15 protein-coding genes are annotated in these 18,441 nt (G+C 48.2%); 4 read left to right on the top strand and 11 right to left on the bottom strand.

Annotated elements, in window-relative coordinates:
- Positions 1 to 10 precede the first annotated feature (10 nt).
- The 7 genes from rpmH to KRX19_06335 form a co-directional block, all read right to left on the bottom strand.
- Positions 11 to 151 carry a 50S ribosomal protein L34 gene (rpmH, locus tag KRX19_06305; protein ID MBV7434637.1) on the bottom strand — a complete coding sequence of 47 codons (141 nt, stop codon included), beginning with the start codon at positions 149 to 151 and terminating at the stop codon, positions 11 to 13.
- 229 nt (positions 152 to 380) lie between these two features.
- Positions 381 to 1,157 carry a Sua5/YciO/YrdC/YwlC family protein gene (locus KRX19_06310; protein MBV7434638.1) on the bottom strand — a complete coding sequence of 259 codons (777 nt, stop codon included), beginning with the start codon at positions 1,155 to 1,157 and terminating at the stop codon, positions 381 to 383.
- A gap of 75 nt (positions 1,158 to 1,232) precedes the next feature.
- A complete protein-coding gene (locus KRX19_06315) occupies positions 1,233 to 1,988 on the bottom strand; it encodes a sulfite exporter TauE/SafE family protein (protein ID MBV7434639.1) in 756 nt (251 codons plus the stop codon).
- Between the two features lie 23 nt (positions 1,989 to 2,011).
- Positions 2,012 to 2,560 (bottom strand): SPOR domain-containing protein, encoded by a 549-nt coding sequence (locus KRX19_06320; GenBank protein MBV7434640.1) that lies wholly within the window; start codon positions 2,558 to 2,560, stop codon positions 2,012 to 2,014.
- Complete coding sequence (gene argS / locus KRX19_06325; GenBank protein ID MBV7434641.1) at positions 2,557 to 4,332, bottom strand: arginine--tRNA ligase; 1,776 nt, start codon at positions 4,330 to 4,332, stop codon at positions 2,557 to 2,559. Before argS ends, KRX19_06320 begins: the two co-directional genes overlap by 4 nt.
- A 75-nt stretch (positions 4,333 to 4,407) precedes the next feature.
- Positions 4,408 to 5,490 (bottom strand): endonuclease/exonuclease/phosphatase family protein, encoded by a 1,083-nt coding sequence (locus KRX19_06330; protein MBV7434642.1) that lies wholly within the window; start codon positions 5,488 to 5,490, stop codon positions 4,408 to 4,410.
- 169 nt (positions 5,491 to 5,659) lie between these two features.
- On the bottom strand, positions 5,660 to 7,831 hold the full coding sequence (locus tag KRX19_06335; protein ID MBV7434643.1) for a primosomal protein N': 2,172 nt from the start codon (positions 7,829 to 7,831) through the stop codon (positions 5,660 to 5,662).
- 59 nt (positions 7,832 to 7,890) lie between these two features.
- Here KRX19_06335 and KRX19_06340 point away from each other — a divergent pair, with 59 nt between their 5' ends.
- The 4 genes from KRX19_06340 (at position 7,891) to KRX19_06355 (ending at position 11,783) form a co-directional block, all read left to right on the top strand.
- On the top strand, positions 7,891 to 8,601 hold the full coding sequence (locus KRX19_06340; GenBank protein ID MBV7434644.1) for a metal ABC transporter ATP-binding protein: 711 nt from the start codon (positions 7,891 to 7,893) through the stop codon (positions 8,599 to 8,601).
- Between the two features lie 10 nt (positions 8,602 to 8,611).
- Positions 8,612 to 9,418, top strand: a complete 807-nt coding sequence (locus KRX19_06345; GenBank protein MBV7434645.1) for a metal ABC transporter permease — start codon at positions 8,612 to 8,614, stop codon at positions 9,416 to 9,418.
- Positions 9,419 to 9,480: 62 nt separating this feature from the next.
- Complete coding sequence (gene dksA / locus KRX19_06350) at positions 9,481 to 9,912, top strand: RNA polymerase-binding protein DksA (GenBank protein MBV7434646.1); 432 nt, start codon at positions 9,481 to 9,483, stop codon at positions 9,910 to 9,912.
- A gap of 326 nt (positions 9,913 to 10,238) precedes the next feature.
- Positions 10,239 to 11,783, top strand: a complete 1,545-nt coding sequence (locus KRX19_06355; GenBank protein MBV7434647.1) for an ABC transporter substrate-binding protein — start codon at positions 10,239 to 10,241, stop codon at positions 11,781 to 11,783.
- Positions 11,784 to 11,844: 61 nt separating this feature from the next.
- Here KRX19_06355 and asd read toward each other — a convergent pair whose 3' ends face one another.
- The 4 genes from asd to typA form a co-directional block, all read right to left on the bottom strand.
- A complete protein-coding gene (gene asd, locus KRX19_06360; GenBank protein MBV7434648.1) occupies positions 11,845 to 12,954 on the bottom strand; it encodes an aspartate-semialdehyde dehydrogenase in 1,110 nt (369 codons plus the stop codon).
- Between the two features lie 24 nt (positions 12,955 to 12,978).
- Complete coding sequence (locus KRX19_06365) at positions 12,979 to 15,798, bottom strand: valine--tRNA ligase (protein MBV7434649.1); 2,820 nt, start codon at positions 15,796 to 15,798, stop codon at positions 12,979 to 12,981.
- Positions 15,799 to 15,924: 126 nt separating this feature from the next.
- A complete protein-coding gene (locus KRX19_06370) occupies positions 15,925 to 16,356 on the bottom strand; it encodes a hypothetical protein (GenBank protein ID MBV7434650.1) in 432 nt (143 codons plus the stop codon).
- Between the two features lie 132 nt (positions 16,357 to 16,488).
- Complete coding sequence (gene typA / locus KRX19_06375) at positions 16,489 to 18,309, bottom strand: translational GTPase TypA (GenBank protein MBV7434651.1); 1,821 nt, start codon at positions 18,307 to 18,309, stop codon at positions 16,489 to 16,491.
- Between the last annotated feature and the right edge of the window lie 132 nt (positions 18,310 to 18,441).

An 18,441-nucleotide genomic window follows, 5' to 3' on the forward strand; every position in this document is an offset into this window, starting at 1 on the left:
ATACGCCGAATTAGACAGTCAAACGATGACGACCTTTGGCACGACGGCTATTGATTACCTTGCGGCCATTTTTGGTTGCCATGCGAGCACGGAAACCATGAGTGCGCTTGCGCTTCAGGTTGCTAGGCTGGTATGTACGCTTGGTTGACATAAATTATCTCCGGATGGAATATGCAAAGCGCGCCATCATACGGATTGCGATGGGTATTGTCAATGGATTACTGAGCAATAATTTCCATACAATCAAGCGGGCAGATCCCAAAGGGATATATCTGTTTCATACCGAGGCTAAATAACACCTTGTCCACCCACTTTGCCATCAATTGGCACAAAAAAGCCGGATAGGATATCCGGCTTTATGTAGTGATTTTCTACTGAAATCAGTAGTACTCACCATGGCGATAATCCCAGCTTGGGAAGATATCGGAAAGGTGCATCATAATCTTATCAACGTCCAATCCTTTGCGAATCAAGACTGGCGCAGGTGATACAGAACGCTCACCTTTTTGCTCAGGGACAAGCTTGCCTTCTTTATCCACCATTGACACCATAACGCCCTGCTCATAGCGGGTTTCAATGGTTTTATCAGGCTGGATAGACGCAACATAATCATCAGCTTCAATGATCAGATCCACATGCGAAGCGATGCGCTCACCAATCCCTTCTACCATCCCACGGTTACCCTTACCGGAAGGATTAGCAGAACTGGCATAAACCATTTTTTCTTCTGTTTCCCACAAGTGCTTGGCAATTTGCTCACCCGGTGTACCGAAACGGATAACGAAGCAGCTGGTACCGCGCTTATCCATCATCAACTCTTCACGACCATCTTTGACGAGTTTTGCCTTGGCATCTTCACGCCACGGCAAAATACAGCCGAGCAGAATATCCTCATCCCAATGCTTCTGATAAAGTGCTTCGATCTCAGGATTAAGCTCAGCCAACGCGCGCAATTGATCCATACTGCCGCACAATACGACACCTGGCTTATTACGGTTACGCTCTTTGGCATCAAATTTACGCTCCAATCCTTTGCGATCAGTTGTAATGATGATGTAGCCAACCTTGGTTGGGCTGACAATCAATCCACCCTCTTGAGCCAATGCATCGAGTGCTTCTTGTGGCACTGATTTCTGCCAATGAATCTGTTTGGTCACTGCCATCTCCTGTGATATTTGCGAAAGTGCGGCATTTTAACACCAATTTAGCAATTAATGCGTCCCTTACTCTACTCAATCAGAAAATAGCGCAACCAGTACTGCAGCAAGCGTCATAACAAACAAGATACGCTTTAGCGCCAAGGGGCTAAGGTTAATTGCAAAACGAACGCCAATAACAGCACCGATCATATTCCCTACTGCCAGCACTGCTCCGGCAAGCCACAACACTTGCCCTTGCCAAATAAAAATCAACAAGGCCACTGCTGTAAAAAATATCGTCAAGACCACTTTCAGCGCATTGGCATGCACCAAGTCATAGCGCAAGCTCCCCGCCAATGCCGTAAGTAATACAAAGCCCACACCTGCCTGAACAAACCCTCCGTATACACCAGCAAAAAACAACCACACCCATGCTGATGGTGTGTCACGCATACTATTAGGCTCTGTACCGAGGGCTGGCATAACGACTGATGGCCTAACCATCATGATTGCAGCCATGCCCAACATAGTTAACAGCAACGTGGGCTTGAGTATCTCATTTGGTGCAAAAGCTGCAGCAAAAGCGCCAACTAAAGAACCAACCAAAGTCGGCACTAGGATCAGTGGCAGATCCCTGGTCGCTAATTTACCGGCGCGATGAAATTGGCGAATACCGACGACAGACTGCAAAAAAATGCCCACACGGTTAGTGCCGTTTGCGACGTCCGGTGGTACTCCCATAATCATGAGTGCCGGCAAAATCAGGTTTGATCCGCCACCGGCAAGCATATTAATGATACCCGCAAATACACCCAGCACAGCGAGAATACTGTAATCCAGCCAATCCATATCAAACTCCGCGCAAGTGTAAATTAATCGTTGACGTATGCCTTGAGTAAAGTATCCACGCCTTCGCGTTTCAGCTTTTTCTGCACCTGTACTGCACTGTCTTTATCTTTATAAGGCCCAATTTGAACCAAATAGAACTTACCATTGCGGATAATGGTCACAGGGTAATCACGCAAAATCATTCTCGCCCGCATGCGGTCAGCCTGCTCTTGCTCGCGGAATGCGCCGACCTGAATGCGGTAGTTACTTCCCTTAACTTCAGGCACTTTTGCAGTACTCTCAACTTTGCGCTCAATTTCCGCTTCAACTTGAGCTTTGCGCCCAGCCAACTCATGATAAAAATCATAGCGTGGTTTTTTCACAGGTTGTGAGGCTTCATTTTGCGGGGGTTGAGCAGCTGATTGCTGGGCATTACTCACCACAGTTGGGCGATCTCTCGATTCCATACCGTTTAAGAACTTCAATCCGATAAAGCCAAGAATCACCAAAATGCCAGCCATCAGCAACATGCCAATCAAGCGGGCAACAATTCTGCTTTGCGAGGATGACCTTTTGCTTCTACTGCGACTCACATGCGCTCCAAGGCGTCAACGCCAATAATAGCCAACCCATTGCGCAAGACTTGCCGCGTTGCGTAGGTCAGTAGCAAGCGAGAATGACGCAAAGCGTTGTCTTCATGCAAGACTTTATGTCCCGCATCGTAAAATTGATGCCATGCTGTCGCCAGTGCTTTGAGGTAATTGACGATACCATGAGCTGAAAGCTGTACACCAGCTTGTGCGACCACTTCAGGAAAACGCGACAACTCACGCAGCAATGCTTTTTCTTCCGGTTCGGTCAAGCTGCGGCGGTGTGAAAGTGCTTCTTGCAAATCCACCATTTGCTGCTCTTCTTCAGCACGGTTCAAAATACGACAAGTACGGGCATGCGCGTATTCAACATAGTAATAAGGATTGTCTTTGCTGTGTGAAACGGCAAGGTCCATATCGAAATCCAGATGCTGCTCAGGCTTGCGCATGGCGTAGAAGAAACGTGCAGGACCATCACCGACAGCTTCACGCAGTTCACGCAATGTCACAAACTGACCAGAACGAGTAGACATCTGGATTTTTTCACCGCCACGATACAGTACAGCGAACTGCACCAAAGCGATGGTTAACTTGCTGGGGTCAAGCCCAAGAGCAGCGAGAGAAGCACGAACACGCGCCATATAACCATGGTGATCTGCACCAAACAGGTCGATCATATGATCATAGCCACGCTCATATTTATCGAGATGGTAGGCGATGTCTGAGGCGAAATAAGTAGTGACACCATTCTCCCGGCGCACAACGCGGTCTTTTTCATCACCAAATTCAGCCGCTTTAAACCACAGGGCACCGTCTTGTTCGTACAAAAAGCCAGCTTCTTGCAAACGCTCCAGCGTCTTATCGACCATGCCGCTGTCAAACAATGAACGCTCAGAATACCAGCGGTCAAAATGCACACCAAATCCAGCCAAGTCATCACGAATATCATCGACCATGGCATTTAAAGCCACATCAAACACGGTGCGGTAATTATCACCAAGCTTTGCCTTCATATCGGCAATGGCACTATCAATCCAGCGATCGCGATCACCAGCATCGATCTCTTCAGCCGTCCAGTCTTTGGCTGGCTCTTGCAGCCATGAATCAGGCTGATAAGCAAAATCGGCGCCGTATTGCTCGCTTAAAGGACTAGCTAGATCGTTGACGTAATCACCCTGATAAAGCCCTGTCGGCAATGCTGCTTCAACACCTTGCTGCTGCAAATAACGCCAATAAACGCTTAGCGCCAAAATATCCATCTGACGACCAGCATCATTGACGTAATATTCACAATCTACATCATGACCATTGGCACGCAATACGTTAGCAAGGCTGGCTCCATAAGCTGCCCCGCGACCATGACCAACGTGCAACGGGCCTGTTGGGTTAGCTGACACAAACTCAATCAAAACTTTATCGGCATGCTCAGCCTCATGATGGCCAAATTTTCCACCATGCTGCAAAATATCAGCAAGTACAGCCGTTTCGCTATCACGCGACAAACGGATATTGATAAAGCCTGGGCCAGCCACTTCCATGCCGGCAACACTATCCATTAATGGTACAGATACCACCAATTCATCAGCCAATTCACGGGGCTTCATGCTCAACTTTTTGGCTGCTTTCAGCGCCACATTGCTTTGGTAGTCTCCATGCTCAGGATTATTGGTGCGCTCTACCGAGACTTCCACATCCAAATTGCTGATATCAACACCGCGGCTTTGTGCCACAAGTGCTAAAGCTGATTGTAGTCCGTATTCTATTTCTTGTTTCAAGGTAATTTTCTCATCGCATTAAGGCGTAACAGGCGCAGTATTTTATCGCGTAATCAGGGCAAAACCAATGCCGTATTAAGCTTTCGCCGCATCGACTGCTATACGTTGATCAACATCATCGACTTGCTGCTTGGTTTCTTCGGCACGCTCACGGTCTTCTTCGTCCATTTGCGAGATCACATATTCATTTTCAGCCTGAGGATGGTATTGCAAGCGCGCAAAAATGGGAAAATGGTCTGAGCCAATGCCCGGTAGGCGTTTAATACTGCAAATATAAAAGTCATCACTATGAAAGAGATGATCCAACGGCCAGCGTAATAATGGTATTTTGGCGTGAAAAGTACTGAATAATCCTCGGCCAATTCGCGGATCAAGCAGACCACTAACCCGCTTAAAAAGCCGGGTTGATGCAGACCATGCTACGTCATTCATATCACCAAAGACCAGTGCAGGCTCATTGCGCTCTTTCACTTCTTCACCGACCAGGACAAGCTCCGCGTCCCTTTCATCAGATTTTTCATTCTCCGTCGGACTCGGTGGTGCCGGATGAACGCAGTAGAGGCGAACGCGTTGCCCACTTGGCAATATGACATATGCGACGATAGAAGGTATATCTTCCTCAACCCGAAAGCGAATTTCTGCTTCTTCCAATGGCAAGCGAGAATACAAGTGGATGCCGTAAAGATTATCTTGTGGCTGCTTCACCTGATAGGGATAATCATCATCCAAAACCGCAAGCTTGTCTTCCCACCACTTATCACTTTCAAGAGTTAGCAACATATCCGGCTTGTACTGATCAACCAAGGCAATCAATGCATCTGAGTTCCGATTTGGCGTCAAGACATTACTGCTGATCAAAGAAATTTCATTATCTGCATTGGCTTTTTCCGGCTCACGCACTTCTTTGCGGCCAATGGGTAAATACGGCAATATCCAGACTAATTGATAGATCATCGCCGCAACCGTAAGCAATGCACCTGTCCAAATTAACCAATGGCCATTCCCCCAAATTATCGCTGCAATCAGCGTAATTGCCTGAAAAGACAATATCTGTACACGTGGAAAATCAAAACCACGTATCATCCAGTGCCCATTACGAAGCATGGGCAGCAAAGTTGCCAATAAAGACACCCCCATCATGACCACAATGGTATTCATGAATCAAATCCTGAGAATATTGAAAAAATCGCGCACACAATATCACAAGGCAAATAAATTTTCTTAATGTTTACAGCCCCTATTTAAAGCTCATGATCACAACTCTCGGTATTAAAGCCTCATTCAAAGAACTTTCTTAAGCATCAAGCAGCATAAAAATACCGAAATGCTAATCACTGCCTTGAGGATCAACATCAACCATGACCCGAACACCAAGTGCCTGCCCTTGAGCATTAAGCCAGGCAATTATTTCCGGTAAATTTCTTTGCAGATGTTTCTTGTCTGAGGCTTGTAACAATAGTTGCTGACGTTGCTTACCGTCTTTGCGCGGCATCAATGCCGGTGCAGGACCAAGCCACCTCAGTGCTTCATCCCGCCCTAATGCTTGTTCAACACCGCTACGCGTCCATTGCAATGCCTGTGCCGCACGTGCGCCATCACGGTGTGTCGACATCAGCAGCGCTTGTGCTGTAAGTGGCGGCAAACCTGATTCGCGCCGTTGTGCATACAGGCGCTTCGCCTGATCAATATATGGCGTATGAAGCACGCTAAACACAGGATGCTGCGGTTGCGTAGTTTGTAGCCAAACCTCTCCCTGAGATTCACGCCCAGCTCGCCCGGCAACCTGTACCAATAATTGTGCCAAGCGTTCCTCACTACGGTAGTCTGCACTGAATAAGGCCTGATCCACATCGACTACCGCAACCAAATGCAAATTAGCGAAATGATGCCCTTTCGATAACCATTGCGTACCCAAGACAATATCAACCTCGCCGGCATGAATTTTTGCCACCGCCTCGTCAAATTGCTTGGCTGTGGTAAACGCATCACTATCCATACGCAGCACTCGGGCCTGTGGAAAGTGCAGATTTACCGCTTGCTCTAAACGTTGAGTACCCATGCCCAACATCAATAACTCAGTTGACATACAGGACGGACACTGCAGCGGTAACGGCGCTTGTCGCCCACAATGGTGGCATTGCAAGCGCCGACTGTGTGTATGAGCTGTCATCGTCGTGTCACACGCCGGACACTCACTTTTCCATCCACATTGCGCGCAATACATCAGTGGCGCATAGCCACGCCGGTTGAGAAACAGCATGACTTGCTTGCCTTCGCGTAAAGTTGCACGCATCGCTCGAACCAAGCGCTTTTCCAGACCACCGACCAACTCCCCTTCTTGCGGATTGACCATCACGATTTTTGCCGGCGCATCAGCTCGAATACGCTCTGCCAAACGGTGGTATTGCCAACCGCCCTGCCAAACTTTGTGATAGCTTTCCAAAGATGGCGTAGCAGAGCCTAAAACGATTGGAATATTGTTGTTATGTGCTCTGACAATTGCCATATCACGAGCGTGATAGCGAAAACCATCCTGCTGCTTATACGCCTGATCATGCTCTTCATCAACGACGATACCGCGTAAATCTATAAACGGACTAAAAATAGCTGAGCGTGTACCAACAACAACTTGCGCATCACCAGCCGCAATCGCCTGCCATGTATCAAGGCGAGCCTTGTCTGTCATCCCCGAGTGATGCGTGACCACAGCGTGGCGCAACCGCGCTCGCAATGCGCTACTCATGGCATTGACCAAGCCGATTTCCGGCACCAAAACCAATGCCTGCCCACCATTTTCGAGCAGTTTATCAAGCCAATGCAGGTAGACTTCCGTCTTGCCTGATCCAGTGACGCCATCAAGCAAATGCACTGAAAAGGCTTTGGCGTTGTTAAGTGTCGTTACGATTGTATCTTGCTCTGCACTAAGCTGCGGCACATCACTTCGCTCATCTTCCACCACGCCTTGCCAGCACTCACGTGCACTCAACCAACCCCGCATCAGCAAATCATCAAGCCACGCTTTATTTGCTTTAAATGCTTCACGTAGCTCCGCAGCGCTCATATCCCTTTCCGCCAATGTAGCAAGTACCTGATGCTGCTTCTCCCCTAACGATCCACCAAGTGCCGTACGTCCGGTATCAGTCAAAGAAAATAACCGTGGTAAATCACGGACGTTCTCAGCGCCCTTGCGCAGCGCAACCGGTAATGCCGCATGAACCACCTCTCCGGCAGGATGCTGGTAGTAGCGTGCTGCATAGGCAAGCAATTTTTGTAGTTCCTGATTGATTAACGGCTTATCATCGAGCACCTGCGTAACAGACTTAACAGTAAAATCGCCTTCTGGTGGTTGCTGGTGGACACGCATCACCACCCCCACCACCTGACCACGACCAAAAGGCACCATCACCCTCGCACCAAGTTCGACCGGAACATCACAGCTATAGTCGAACCAAGCTGCCAAAGGCCGGTTAATGGCCACTGAAACCCATTGCATCGCCACGCTTTGCACCACCTTGAGAAATCGTTATACTATAACTTTACACAAACATCATCAGCATCATGTCAGACGCGCTCATCACACTCGACCACGTCAGCTACCGCATTCGCGAGCGCGATATCTTACAAGACATCAGCTTGGATATTGCACAGCAGCAGATATTAACCATTGTTGGCCCGAACGGTGCTGGCAAAAGTACCTTGCTCAAAATTATCCTCGGACTGATCAAGCCGTCGCGCGGCAGAATAACACGAGCTGCTGATCTGACCATCAGCGTCGTGCCACAACACTTTACCATCCCCGATGACTTACCAATTACCGTGGCGCGATTTTTACGCGATACAGACAGCGACAATCAGCATATATGGCTTGAGCGGCTCGGTATTGAAAAGTTACTCTCCAGTCCGTTACAACAACTCTCAGGCGGTGAACGCCAACGTTTGTTACTGGCCAGAGCCATTTTGCGTGAACCGGATCTCATTGTATTAGATGAACCCGCGGCCGGTATCGACCCGGCAAGCCTTGGCCAGTTTTACCATTTGATTCGCGAATACCAACAGCAAAGCCTATGCTCTATTGCCATGGTCTCCCATGATCTCCATTTAGTCATGGCTGCAAGTGATCAGGTCATTTGCCTTAATCAGCATATTTGCTGCCAAGGTCTGCCACAAGAATTAGCCACTCATCCTGATTTTCTACGAGCCACGGGGCAGCCACCGCATATGGCTGATATTGGCGTATACACCCACCACCACAATCATTCCCACCTGTAGTACTACCCACATGTTTATCCAGTTCGTATTAATTCCCAGCCTTTGTGCGCTTACTGCCAGCTGTGCCTGCGCCCCACTCGGCTGCCTGTTGTGCTGGCGACGTCTGATTTACTTTGGCGAAGCTTTAGCACACAGTTCACTGCTTGGCATCGCCCTGAGCCTCTATTTTGATTGGCCATTGGCTATCGGCATTTGGGCAATCACATTTATTTTGGTCATTGCACTCTACTTACTGAAATACCGTAGTAACCAGGATAGCAACAACATTCTTGGCACTCTTTCACACTTCGCTTTAGCACTAGGCGTACTGCTGATCAGCAGTATGGAAGGCATTCGCACCGACTTGATGAGTTACTTGTTTGGCGACATTCTTGCAACCACTGGTACAGATCTCATCATCATTGCCGGCGTCACTTTTGTTTCTCTACTACTTTTGCGCCTGATTTGGCAGAAATTACTGCTCTTGACCATCAATCCAATGCTCGCCTATAGCGAAAATACCAACTTACATCTCATAGAACTACTCTATTTGCTTATCCTCGGTACATTCATTGGTGTAATGGTGCAATACTTTGGTTTGTTATTGATCATTGCACTATTGATCATTCCGGCCAATACCGCCAATCGCCTCGCAAAAACACCCGAGCAAAGTGTCGTCATCGCGCTTATCATCGGGCTTTCAGCAACTGCTGCTGGTACAGCCCTCGCTTGGCAATTTGACTTCCCGGTAGCGCCGAGCATCGTCAGTATTGCAGGGATACTTTATTTCTTATCATTACCGCTAGCACATTGGGTCAAGCAAAGTAATCGCCAATAACTTTGACTTCGGAGATATAGAAAGCTAATATCTCGCCAATTTTTAACCACCGGAGTGTCGTAATGGCAAACGGACAGCACAACCACAACATCGCACCATACACTCTTGAAGACGATGAAGAATACATGAACGAAGCACAGCGAAAGCACTTCGTCCATATTCTGGAAGACTGGAAGCAATCCATCTACGAGGAAAGTGAGCGTACTCGAGAACACCTCAAAGACGAACGGACACAAACCGCCGATCTGAATGACCGTGCCAGTCTAGAAGAAGAATTTGCGCTTGAATTACGCACCCGCGACCGCGAGCGCAAATTGCTGCACAAAATCGATAAAGCACTTGATCGATTGGCAAAAGATGAATTTGGCTGGTGCGAGCACTGCGGTGAAGAAATTGGCCTGCGCCGCTTAGAAGCACGCCCTACTGCGGATATGTGCATCGACTGCAAGCAAATTGCCGAGCGCAAAGAAAAAAGCTTCCACGACGCTCGATAGCAACTAACAACCTCTTACTACCCAAACCGCACGCCAAAACGTGCGGTTTCTTTGCGTTCAAGATAACGCAAGCTCTCAATACTCCACTTATAACGCTATATTCCCCATCTAGGCTTACAGCATTTCTGTACCTCTATTGTGCTAGGCAAAATCATGGGCAATATGCCTATATTGCCGGGATATTCCGCCATTTGACATGAAACATAAGAGCGCTCCAGTAAGCGTTCAGCCATATGACTAAAGCGACTATTGTTATGCTTTTTCCATATAAATGGTGATCATCAAACTTGCTATCATCACTCGCCTTGTAACTGACAGGTGTTTAGATGAAAAAGAAACTACTTACATTGGCCCTCACGTCCACACTCATTTCAACCATTCACGCAGCGGAGTTAACCATCGCTTTTGATGCTGACCCCGTGTCCCTCGATCCTCAAGAACACCTTTCTCAAGACACCATGCAAATGGCGAATTGGCTATTCGACCCATTGGTACGCCTCGACCACGAACTCAATATCATTCCCGCACTGGCTGAAAGCTGGGAACAGATATCCCCGACTGTCACCCGCTTTCACTTACGCAAAGGAGTCACTTTCCACAGCGGCAACCCATTTACCGCCGACGATGTCATATTCACCTTCAATCGCATACGCACCTCAGGCGATTTCAAAGGCCTATTCAGTGCTTACGAAGGTATTGAAAAAGTTGATGATTACACTGTCGATTTCATCACCAAACAACCCTATCCATTGGTACTTGCCAATATGCGCACACTATTTATCATGGATAAGGACTTTTATAGCGGCGAAGATGAGCAAGGCAAAGACAAATCAAGAATTGAAAAAAGCACAGGAACATTCGCTTCGGTGAACGCATCCGGTACCGGCGCATTTACGATTGAAAGCCGACAGCAAGGTGTAAAAAGTGTTTACGTCAAGAATCCGAATTACTGGGACGAAACCGGTAACATCGACAAATTCACATTTGTACCGATCAAGGAAAATGCCACTCGTATAGCGGCATTACTGTCAGGAGATGTGGATTGGATCTACCCCGTGCCACCTACTGATCTGGAGCGTGTCGATGCGGCGCAAGATTTTACCCTCTACAGTATTCCCAGTGACCGCATCATCACCTTGCAACTCAATCAAAAAGTAGTTGAGCCATTTAAGGATAAGCGAGTTCGTCAGGCAGTTATCTATGCCATCAACAATCCAGCCATCACAGAAAGAATCCTACGTGGCTATGCAGAACCCGCTGCCCAGAACTCACCTCAAGGCTATAGCGGCCACAACGACTCACTAGAGCCACGCTACGATCTGGAAAAAGCGAAACAATTGATGAAAGAAGCTGGCTATGAAGACGGCTTTACCATCACCATGATCGCGCCAAACAATCGCTACGTTAATGACGAAAAGATTGCGCAAGCGGTTGTCGCAATGTTAGCCAAAATAAACATCAAAGTTAATCTTACAACCATGCCTAAAGCGCAATACTGGGGCGAGTTTGCCAAATGTGAAAACGGCATCCAAATGCTCGGCTGGGGTTCAAATACAGCCGACAGCGCTTATTACAGTGAATACCTGACTATGACCCGTGATGACGATCAAGGCGTTGGCAGCTATAACTGCAATGGCAGCAGTAATGCCGAGCTCGATGCGTTAATCCATAAAGCCAATACCATGCAGGCTGGTGAGGAGCGCAATGCACTACTGCACAAAGTCGGGCAAATAGAATACGATGAGGCACTCTATGTCCCACTACATTGGGAAAGCCTCAACTGGGGCTACAACAACAAAATCAGCAACTTCCCTGAAGTAGTCAATTTAAAGAATTTCCCGCTGTTCCAAAAAGTGATTGTGAAAGAATAATCTGATCACGCATAAAAAAGCCGCAGTATCACAAGATACTGCGGCTTTTTGCTGTTGCCGATTAAATTTTTCCGAGCAAAATATTAAGCATACGGCGCAGTGGTTCAGCAGCGCCCCACAGCAGCTGATCGCCAACGGTAAACGCGCTGAGGTATTCACCGCCCATCGCGAGTTTACGCAGGCGGCCTACAGGTACGTCAAGCGTGCCAGAAACGGCCGCTGGCGTCAGTTCATTGGCGCTGTCTGCCTTGTTATTGGCAATCACGCGCACCCAGTCGTTGTGTTCAGCAAGCGCTGCTTCGATATCGGCCATCGGAATATCCTGCTTGAGCTTGATAGTCAGTGCTTGTGCGTGTGAGCGCATTGCGCCAATACGAACGCACAGGCCGTCAATCAATACCGGATTGTCGCTGCGGCCCATGATTTTGTTCGCTTCAACTTGTGCTTTCCATTCCTCACGGCTTTGCCCACTCTCAAGCTCGCTGTCAATCCACGGAATCAGGCTACCCGCAAGTGGCGCGCCAAATTGGGTAGTATCCAGTCCGCCACACAAGGTTGTGGTCACTTTGCGGTCAATGGCGAGAATGTCACTGGCTGGGTCAGAGAGCAAATCACTAACACTTTGCTCAATGACGCCCATTTGCGTGAGCAATTCGCGCATGTGCTTCGCGCCGCCACCTGATGCGGCCTGATAAGTCATCGGTGTAATCCATTCGACCCAATCTTTGGCGAGAATACCGCCAATCGCCAACATCATCAGGGAGACGGTACAGTTACCACCAACAAAATCTTTTTTGCCGTCGTTCAGTGCGCGATCAATCACATCACGGTTGACCGGATCAAGCACGATCACACTGTCATCTTCCATGCGCAAGGTTGACGCAGCATCAATCCAATAACCCTGCCAGCCCTTGTCACGCAATGGCTGATGTACGGCTTTGGTGTAATCGCCGCCCTGACAGGTAATGATGATGTCCATTTCTGCCAGTACGTCGAGGTCGTTTGCGTCCTGCAAAGTGCTGTTGGTGGCATAATCCGGCGCGGCCTGCCCTGCTTGCGAGGTAGAAAACAACGTGGTGTCGATATTGGCAAAATCACCTTCTTCCTGCATGCGGCCGATCAGCACCGAGCCGACCATACCACGCCATCCGACGATACCCAGTTTTTTCATGTCTTAACTCCTGCGTTTGACCGCTTATAAATTGGAAATTTTGCTTTTCTGCGCCAGCAATGCCTGATGCTGCGCCTGATTGTCAGCAAGTTGCTGACGGGTTTGCTCGACCAATGCAGCCGGTGCTTTACTGACAAAGCGCTCGTTACCAAGCTGACCTTCGAGTTTGGCTATATTGCCTTCAAGTTTACCGATTTCTTTGTCGAGGCGCTGTAATTCTGCGTCTTTATCAATCAAGCCGGCGAGCGGGATCATCACGTCCATTTGTCCAACGCGGAATGCTGCCGATTCCGGCGCTTGTGCGGCGTCATCAAGTACGTCAATAGACTCAAGGCGACCGAGGTTAAGCAAGCGCACCTGCTGTGAAGCAAGCTTGGCTTTATCCGCTTCAGCGGCATTGACCAGCAACACCGGCAATGGTTTACCCGGTGCAATGTTCATATCAGCGCGGATTTTACGGATGCCGAGCAGTACGTCCTGCACCCAGGCAATATCTGCTGTGGCTTCGCCGTCTTCCTGCTCATCTGTTTGCGGGAATGGACGCGCCATAATGCTGTCTTCTTTAAGCGACAATGCCGGTGCAAGTGATTGCCAGATTTCTTCACTGATAAATGGCATCAATGGGTGAATCAGGCGCAAGGTTTGCTCAAGCACGTTCAGTGCGGTGTAGCGGGTCTTGGCTTTTTGCGCTTCGTCGTCGCTGTGCTTGCCGAGTACCGGCTTAATTAGCTCAAGATACCAGTCACAGTATTTGTGCCAAATAAAGTCGTAAAGCGCCTGTGCGGCAAAGTCAAAACGGTATTGCGCAAACCCATCGTGAACGGCTTTGATCGTCGCATTGAGTTCGGCGGTAATCCATCGGTCGGCACTGTCGTTTGATGGCGTGGCATCAACCGCTTTGTCTTCGGTTTGCATCAAGACAAAACGCGCTGCATTCCACAATTTGTTACAGAAGTTGCGGTAGCCCTCAACGCGCTGCACGTCAAAGACGACATCGCGCCCTGTGGTTGCCTGTGCTGCAAAGGTAAAGCGCAGTGCGTCCGTGCCGCAAGCAGGAATACCTTCGGGGAATGTTTCACGAGTTTGCTTGGCAATTTTTTCCGCTAGCTTCGGCTGCATCATGTTACTGGTACGCTTGGCGACCAGCGCGTCGAGGTCGATACCATCAATCACGTCAATCGGGTCAATCACGTTTCCCTTGGACTTGGACATTTTCTGCCCGTCGCTGTCACGCACAAGCCCGTGGATATAGACTTCACGGAACGGCACATTACCGTCCATGCAGTACATACCCATCAGCACCATACGCGCGACCCAGAAGAAGATAATGTCAAAGCCGGTGACCAATACGCTACCGGGATAGAATTCTGCCAAATCAGCGGTCTGTTCCGGCCAACCTTGTGTTGCAAATGGCCACAATGCCGATGAGAACCACGTATCAAGCACGTCATCATCCTGACGCAAGGCAACATCGTCAGCCAAGCCATGTTTGCTACGCACTTCGGCTTCATTTTCCGCAACGTAGATATTGCCCGCATCGTCGTACCACGCAGGAATACGGTGTCCCCACCACAATTGACGCGAGATACACCAATCTTGCAGGTTTTCCATCCAATTGAAATAGGTATTTTCCCAGTTTTTCGGCACGAACTTGATTCGCCCATCGCGTACTGCGTCAATCGCCGGTTTGGTCAAGCGGTTATAGCCACCCTCACGACCATCATCCTGCTTTTGTATCGTGAGGTCAACGAACCACTGATCGGTCAAATACGGCTCAATAACCACGCCAGTACGATCACCATACGGGCGCTTGAGCGTGTGCGGCTCAATTTTAACCAATAATCCTTCTGCTTCCAGATCGGCCACGATTTTGTCGCGGGCTGCAAAGCGATCGAGACCACGATATGCTTCAGGTACATTGTCGTTCATGGTTGCTTCAGGCGTCATCAGGTTGATGACTTCCATTTCATGGCGTGTGCCGACCTGATAATCGTTGAAATCGTGTGCCGGCGTGATTTTCACACAACCCGTACCAAATTCAGGATCGACATATTCATCTTCGATAATCGGAATGGTGCGGTCAGTCAGCGGTACATGCACCATCTTGCCGACCAAATGCGCGTAGCGTTCATCACCCGGTGCAATCGCCAATGCTCCATCGGCAAGGATGGTTTCAGGGCGTGTGGTTGCGATATGCATAAATTCGCCATCCAGCCCTTGTCCGGCGACGAATGGATAACGCACATGGTACATGTGTCCCTGCTCTTCGCGGTTCTCAACTTCGAGGTCGGATATAGCGGTTTTAAGTACAGGGTCCCAATTCACCAAGCGCTTGCCACGATAGATCAAGCCATCATCATAAAGCTTGACGAACAGCGTACGTACCGCCTTGGACATGGTTTCGTCCATGGTAAAGCGCTCACGCGACCAATCCAGAGACGCACCAAGGCGACGCAACTGCTGCATAATCTGACCGCCGGATTCGCCTTTCCATTGCCAGACGCGATCAGTAAAAGCTTCACGCCCCAAGTCGTGGCGAGTTTTGCCTTCTGCGTTGAGTTGACGCTCGACGACCATTTGCGTCGCGATACCGGCATGATCACTGCCCGGCTGCCACAATGTGCGTTTGCCATTCATACGCTGATAACGAATCAACGCGTCCATGATCGTATCTTGGAATGCATGCCCCATGTGCAGCGTGCCGGTCACGTTCGGTGGCGGAATCATGATAGCGTAGGCTTCACCTTCGCCTTGAGGGGAGAACTGACCGTCCTGTTCCCAACGTTGATACCACTTATTTTCGATTTCTGACGGCTGATAGCGCGTCGCCATGTCTTTACTCATTATGCTTGCCAAACCGTGTTAAAACGCGTCATTTTAACATAGCAATGATGATGAATCAGGCACTAAAACCGCTCACCACACCAGAAATTACCGAAAATTTTAACAAGCCTAAATCAAGATTAATTCCTACCAACACATTTCTGGCGCAACAACTACCTTCCCATAATTTATATTGCCATTTGCCGCTTTAAATTGGTAATAAACATTATTTACCAAACCATTTTCTAAAGCGCCAGAAAGCACCTTGTCTCGACAAGTTTTATCGATAAGAAAAGGCGTCCATGTATTAATACGATCTTGTGCTTCATTCTTGGTAATTTCTCCACCTCCAGCAAAATTATCACTGACAAGTAGGATAATAGATCCGGTAGCTACAACTGCTCCCGTAAAATTCAGCAAGCCCTGCTGGCGTGGAAGGCTACTGTTCAAATCTTTGACCAGATCGGTAATATTATCGTAATTTGCACTACCTCGATTCTCATAATGTTCCCGATAATAGTTACTAGCATAGGGATAAACTGCTGCAACCAACAGAATTATGATCAGTAGTTTTTTCATTTTACTTCTCGGCTATTTAGCTTCCTTGATTATATCACCAGAAAAATAATAGACGCCACTTAATGTAAAGAACCCACCGAGTTTTGGTGGGTTCTTACAACAATTCAATTATTAGAGGAAACTAATAACATATTATTTTTTACTGGCACGCTTGCGCTCATGTTCTTTCAGGAATTTCTTACGGATACGAATCGACTTAGGCGTGACTTCGACTAATTCATCTTCATCGATGAATTCGAGTGCCTGCTCAAGCGTATTACGGATAGGTGGCGTCAAGATCAAGTTCTCATCAGTACCAGCGGCACGAATATTAGTCAGCTGTTTTGCTTTGAGGGGGTTAACGGTCAAATCGTTGTCACGACTATGAATACCGATGACCATTCCTTCGTATACATCTTCACCATGACCAATGAACAGACGACCACGGTCTTGCAGGTTAAACAAAGCATACGCCAGTGCTTTACCCTCGCCCATAGCAATCAAAACACCATTGTGGCGCGTCTTGCCAAGGCCTTGCTTCATTGGGCCGTAATGATCAAAAGTTTGGAATTTCAAGCCACTGCCAGAAGTCAAGGTCATAAATTCAGTTTGAAAACCAATCAAGCCACGGGTTGGGATAATATACTCAAGGCGAATACGGCCTTTGCCATCCGGCACCATATTCTGCATTTCACCTTTACGCTCACCCATACGCTCCATGATGCTGCCTTGATGCTGCTCATCAATATCAAGAACGACGATTTCATAGGGTTCATGGGTTTCACCATCAACTTCCTTGAAGATAACTTCAGGGCGTGAAACACCCAATTCATAACCTTCACGGCGCATGGTCTCAATCAGGATTGACAAGTGAAGCTCACCACGACCAGATACTTTGAACTTGTCAGGATCATCCATTTCTTGAACTTGCAATGCTACGTTGTGGATCAGCTCGCGATCAAGACGCTCTTTAATCTGGCGACTGGTCACGAACTTACCTTCACGACCAGCAAATGGAGAAGTATTGACTTGGAAAGTCATACTCATCGTTGGCTCATCTACTGAAAGACTAGGCAACGCCTCAACTTCATTAGGATCGCATAAAGTATCTGAAATATAGAGTGGATCGATACCAGTGAAAGAAATAATATCACCAGCTGCCGCACTATCAGCTTCCACTTTTTCCAGGCCAAGAAACTTGAAAATTTGCAAAACACGGCCACTGCGAACTGCGCCTTCACGGCCAATAATTTTAACCGGCGTATTGGTTTTGATCGTGCCACGTTCTACACGGCCGACGCCGATAACACCAGTATAGCTAGAGTATGACAGAGAACTAACCTGCATACGGAAAGGCCCTTCACGATCTACTTGTGGTGGCTGAACATGCTCAACAATTGCTTCAAACAATGGCGTCATGTCACCTTCACGGATATCTGGGTTGTCGCCAGCATAGCCATTCAGACCAGATGCATAAATAATTGGGAAGTCCAACTGCTCATCGGTTGCGCCAAGGCGATCAAAAAGATCAAAAGTTTCATCAAGAACCCAATCTGCACGAGCACCTGGGCGATCAATTTTGTTGATAACAACAATTGGCTTCAAACCAAGATCAAAGGCTTTCTGGGTCACAAAGCGCGTCTGCGGCATTGGCCCATCCATAGCATCGACGAGCAATAATACACAGTCAACCATTGACAATACGCGCTCTACTTCGCCGCCGAAGTCAGCGTGTCCTGGGGTATCAACAATATTGATCTGGTAGTCTTTCCAGCGAATGGCTGTATTCTTCGCCATGATGGTAATACCGCGTTCACGTTCGAGATCCATAGAATCCATCATGCGGTCATAAACCTCTGCTCGTTCAGCGAGGGTGTCTGATTGGCGGAAAAGCTGATCCACCAATGTTGTTTTACCGTGGTCAACGTGCGCCACTATGGCGATGTTACGGATTTTGGATACGTCGTTATTCATGCTCACGCGATAAGCCTCTGGCTTGGTCAAAAGGCGCATATTATACACTGCTTAACTCAACATAGCTAAACAACAACGTAAAATCACGAGATTAATTTTTTATGGTTTGTACTACTACTGGAATACTATTTG

The sequence above is a fragment of the Cardiobacteriaceae bacterium TAE3-ERU3 genome (assembly GCA_019218315.1).
In the GTDB taxonomy this organism is placed as follows: domain Bacteria; phylum Pseudomonadota; class Gammaproteobacteria; order Cardiobacteriales; family Cardiobacteriaceae; genus JAHUUI01.

Bases quoted from the DNA above. Each gene is read 5' to 3' on its own strand.
- KRX19_06315 (MBV7434639.1), bottom strand. From the start codon at position 1,988: ATGGATTGGCTGGATTACAGTATTCTCGCTGTGCTGGGTGTATTTGCG.
- KRX19_06340 (MBV7434644.1), top strand. From the start codon at position 7,891: ATGTCAGACGCGCTCATCACACTCGACCACGTCAGCTACCGCATTCGC.
- rpmH (MBV7434637.1), bottom strand. From the start codon at position 151: ATGTCAACCAAGCGTACATACCAGCCTAGCAACCTGAAGCGCAAGCGC.
- KRX19_06330 (MBV7434642.1), bottom strand. From the start codon at position 5,490: ATGAATACCATTGTGGTCATGATGGGGGTGTCTTTATTGGCAACTTTG.
- asd (MBV7434648.1), bottom strand. From the start codon at position 12,954: ATGAAAAAACTGGGTATCGTCGGATGGCGTGGTATGGTCGGCTCGGTG.
- KRX19_06345 (MBV7434645.1), top strand. From the start codon at position 8,612: ATGTTTATCCAGTTCGTATTAATTCCCAGCCTTTGTGCGCTTACTGCC.
- KRX19_06365 (MBV7434649.1), bottom strand. From the start codon at position 15,798: ATGAGTAAAGACATGGCGACGCGCTATCAGCCGTCAGAAATCGAAAAT.
- dksA (MBV7434646.1), top strand. From the start codon at position 9,481: ATGGCAAACGGACAGCACAACCACAACATCGCACCATACACTCTTGAA.
- KRX19_06355 (MBV7434647.1), top strand. From the start codon at position 10,239: ATGAAAAAGAAACTACTTACATTGGCCCTCACGTCCACACTCATTTCA.
- KRX19_06370 (MBV7434650.1), bottom strand. From the start codon at position 16,356: ATGAAAAAACTACTGATCATAATTCTGTTGGTTGCAGCAGTTTATCCC.
- typA (MBV7434651.1), bottom strand. From the start codon at position 18,309: ATGAATAACGACGTATCCAAAATCCGTAACATCGCCATAGTGGCGCAC.